General features: G+C 70.6%; 4 protein-coding genes. All 4 read left to right on the top strand.

Translation table 11 applies throughout. From position 1 onward, the window contains the following. The coding region (locus ACTUAL_RS13380; RefSeq protein ID WP_440900464.1) for an extracellular solute-binding protein at window positions 1-458 on the top strand (458 nt) is incomplete at its 5' end. Further along, complete coding sequence (locus tag ACTUAL_RS13385; RefSeq protein WP_096492395.1) at window positions 455-1,603, top strand: enolase C-terminal domain-like protein; 1,149 nt, start codon at window positions 455-457, stop codon at window positions 1,601-1,603. The genes ACTUAL_RS13380 and ACTUAL_RS13385, both read left to right, overlap by 4 nt. Before the next feature lie 110 nt (window positions 1,604-1,713). Beyond that, a complete protein-coding gene (locus tag ACTUAL_RS13390) occupies window positions 1,714-2,664 on the top strand; it encodes a pectate lyase family protein (protein WP_440900465.1) in 951 nt (316 codons plus the stop codon). A 78-nt stretch (window positions 2,665-2,742) separates the two neighbouring features. Continuing rightward, window positions 2,743-2,939 (top strand): 2-dehydropantoate 2-reductase N-terminal domain-containing protein (locus ACTUAL_RS13395; RefSeq protein WP_440900466.1); only part of this gene is annotated, 197 nt, incomplete at its 3' end.

Genomic DNA, 2,939 nt, shown 5'->3' on the forward strand with positions numbered 1-2,939 from the left:
CCAAGGCGCTGGGGGACAAGGTCGAGGCGCTCCCGCTGCCGGTCGGCCCGAGCGGCAAGCGCACCGTCGTGCCCAACCCCACCGACGGCTTCGCGGTGTTCCGCAACAGCGAGAACCAGGACGCCGCCTGGAAGTTCGTCGAGTTCCTGACCTCGGCCGAGAGCAACAGCCACTGGAACGAGAAGGTCGGCCAGATCCCGGCCAACACCGACGTGCGCTCGCAGCCGTGGATCGAGCGGAACAAGCCGGTGAAGATGGCGCTGGACGTGCTGGAGGACCCGGCCACGATCACCGTGCCCGCCCCGGTCTACCTGCCGCAGTACTCGTCCATCACCAAGGCCGACAGCGAGCCCCAGTACCAGAAGGTGCTGCTCGGCCAGCTGAGCGCGGACGAGTTCCTCAAGGCCATGGCCGAGAAGCTGACCACCGCGCAGCAGGAGTGGGAGGACCGGAAGTGATCGAGCGGGTCGAGGTGTCGGTGTTCACCACCACCGCGCGCACCGAGGTGGATCAGGCCGGGCACCGGCACCCCGGCCCGGCGCACGAGGTGCGCGAGGCGCTGCTGGAGGTCCACGCGGGCGGCGCGGTCGGCCGGGTGCAGGTGCACCCCGACCAGCTGCGTCCCGCCGTGCTCGACGGCATCGTGCGGCCCGTCCTGCTCGGCCAGGACCCCTGGGACCGCGAGCGGCTCTGGAAGTCCATGGCGCGCAAGCAGCGCGGCTCGCACGGCCGGTTCACCGACCGCGCCCTCGGCTACGTCGACACCGCGCTGTGGGACCTGGTCGGCCAGCTCTCCGGGATGCCGGTGTGGAAGCTGCTCGGCGGCGCCAGGGAGAAGATCCCGGCCTACGCCAGCACCATGTGCGGCGACCGCACCCCCGGCGGCCTGAGCACGCCCGGCGACTACGCCGAGTTCGCCAAGCAGCTCGTGGAGACCGGCTACGGGGCGATCAAGCTGCACACCTGGATGCCGCCGGTGCCCGGCGCGCCCAGCGTGCGGATGGACATCGCCGCCTGCGAGGCGGTGCGGGACGCGGTCGGCCCCGACATCGCGCTCATGCTCGACGCCAACCACTGGTACTCGCGCACCGAGGCCCTCGAACTCGGGAGGGCCTTGGAGCAGCTCGACTTCTACTGGTTCGAGGAGCCCATGGAGGAGGCCTCGGCGGCCTCCTACCGCTGGCTCGCCGACCAGCTCTCGATCCCGGTGATCGGGCCCGAGGTGGCCTGGGGCAAGTTCCACACCAGGGCCGAGTGGATCACCTCCGGGGCGTGCGACATCCTGCGCGCGGGCCCCACCGACGTCGGTGGCATCTCCGCCACCGTCAAGACCGCGCACCTGGCCGAGTCGTTCAACGTGGACTGCGAGATCCACGGCGACGGGAGCGCGAGCCTGGCCGTGCTGGGCGGCACCGACGTGGGCCGCTGGTACGAGCGCGGGCTCCTGCACCCGCACCACGACTTCGACCGCGTGCCGCCGCACCGGCTCACGATCGCCGACCCCCTCGACGAAGCGGGGTGCGTCGCCATGCCCACCGGGCCCGGCCTCGGCGATCAGTGGGACATCGAGCACATCCGTGCTCACACCGAGGAGAGGTGGTGACACCACGCCCCGGCGCCTCCTAGCCGGGGCAGGAATTTCCCGAACCGCCGCCTGTGTGCGATGCACCGCCGCTGGTCCATTGTCAACAGCGTTCTCGGGAGGAAGTTCCCATGCACCAGAAGTCAACCCGCGTGCACTGGCGCACCGGGCTCGTCGCCGCCGTCGTGCTGGCGGGCGCGTCCGTCGCAGCCCCCAGCGCCGGAGCCGCCTCGTTCAACCTCGAGGGTTGGGCGACGCAGGGCGGCGGCACCACCGGTGGAGGCAGCGCCTCCCCGACGACCGTCACCAGCGCCTCGCAGTTCACCACGGCGGTGCAGGCGTCAGGAGCGGCCGTCATCCGGTTCTCCGGCACGATCACCCTGTCCAGCATGACCAAGGTCGCGTCCAACAAGACGATCCTCGGCGTCGGCTCCGGCGCCACGATCACCGGGCAGGGCCTGAACATCGCCAACGCGTCCAACGTGATCGTGCGCAACGTCAACTTCCGCAACTGGGGTGACGACGCGATCAACGTGCAGTACTCGACGCGGGTGTGGCTCGACCACAACTCGTTCGCCAACGGGTCGGACGGCGCGCTGGACATCAAGCGGGCCTCGGACTACGTCACGGTGTCCTGGAACAAGTTCAGCAGCCACGACAAGACCATGCTGCTCGGGCACAGCGACGACAACGCGTCCGAGGACACCGGCAAGCTGCGCGTGAGCTACCACCACAACTGGTTCGACGGCACCAACCAGCGGCACCCCAGGGTGCGGTTCGGCAACCCCGTGCACGTGTACAACAACTACTACGGCGGGGTGACCTCGTACGGCGTCGCGTCGACCAAGGACGCGGGCGTCCTGGTCGAGGGCAACTACTTCGAGAACACCAAGGACCCGTTCCACCGGGGTGAGGGCTCCTCGCCCGCCGCCGCGCTGGTGGCGCGGAACAACCACTTCGTGAACTCGGGCAGCGGCGACCAGGGCGGTTCGGTCAAGTCGATCCCCTACTCCTACGCGCTGGACGCGGCCAGTTCGGTCAAGTCCGCGGTGACCGGCGGCGCGGGCACCGGCAAGATCTGATCGTGCGGTGAGCGCGGCCCCGGTTCCCACCAGGGAGCCGGGGCCGTGCGGTAGGGTGACCCGGCACACATCATGATCATGGCGTTGCACCGCGCGGACGGGCGGCGACACCGTCCGCGCCACCGCGCGCACCCAGGAGCGAGACCCGTGAAGAGAACCCCGGTGCTGATCGTCGGAGCGGGCGCGGTCGGCACCGTGCTCGGCCACCACCTGCGCCTGTCCGGCGCCGAGGTCACCCACCTCGTCCGCCCCGGCCGCGCGCAGGCCCACGCCGC

Source organism: Actinosynnema sp. (assembly GCF_052038725.1).

Excerpts from the sequence above, each read along its gene's own strand:
- ACTUAL_RS13390 (WP_440900465.1), top strand. The coding sequence starts at position 1,714 with ATGCACCAGAAGTCAACCCGCGTGCACTGGCGCACCGGGCTCGTCGCC.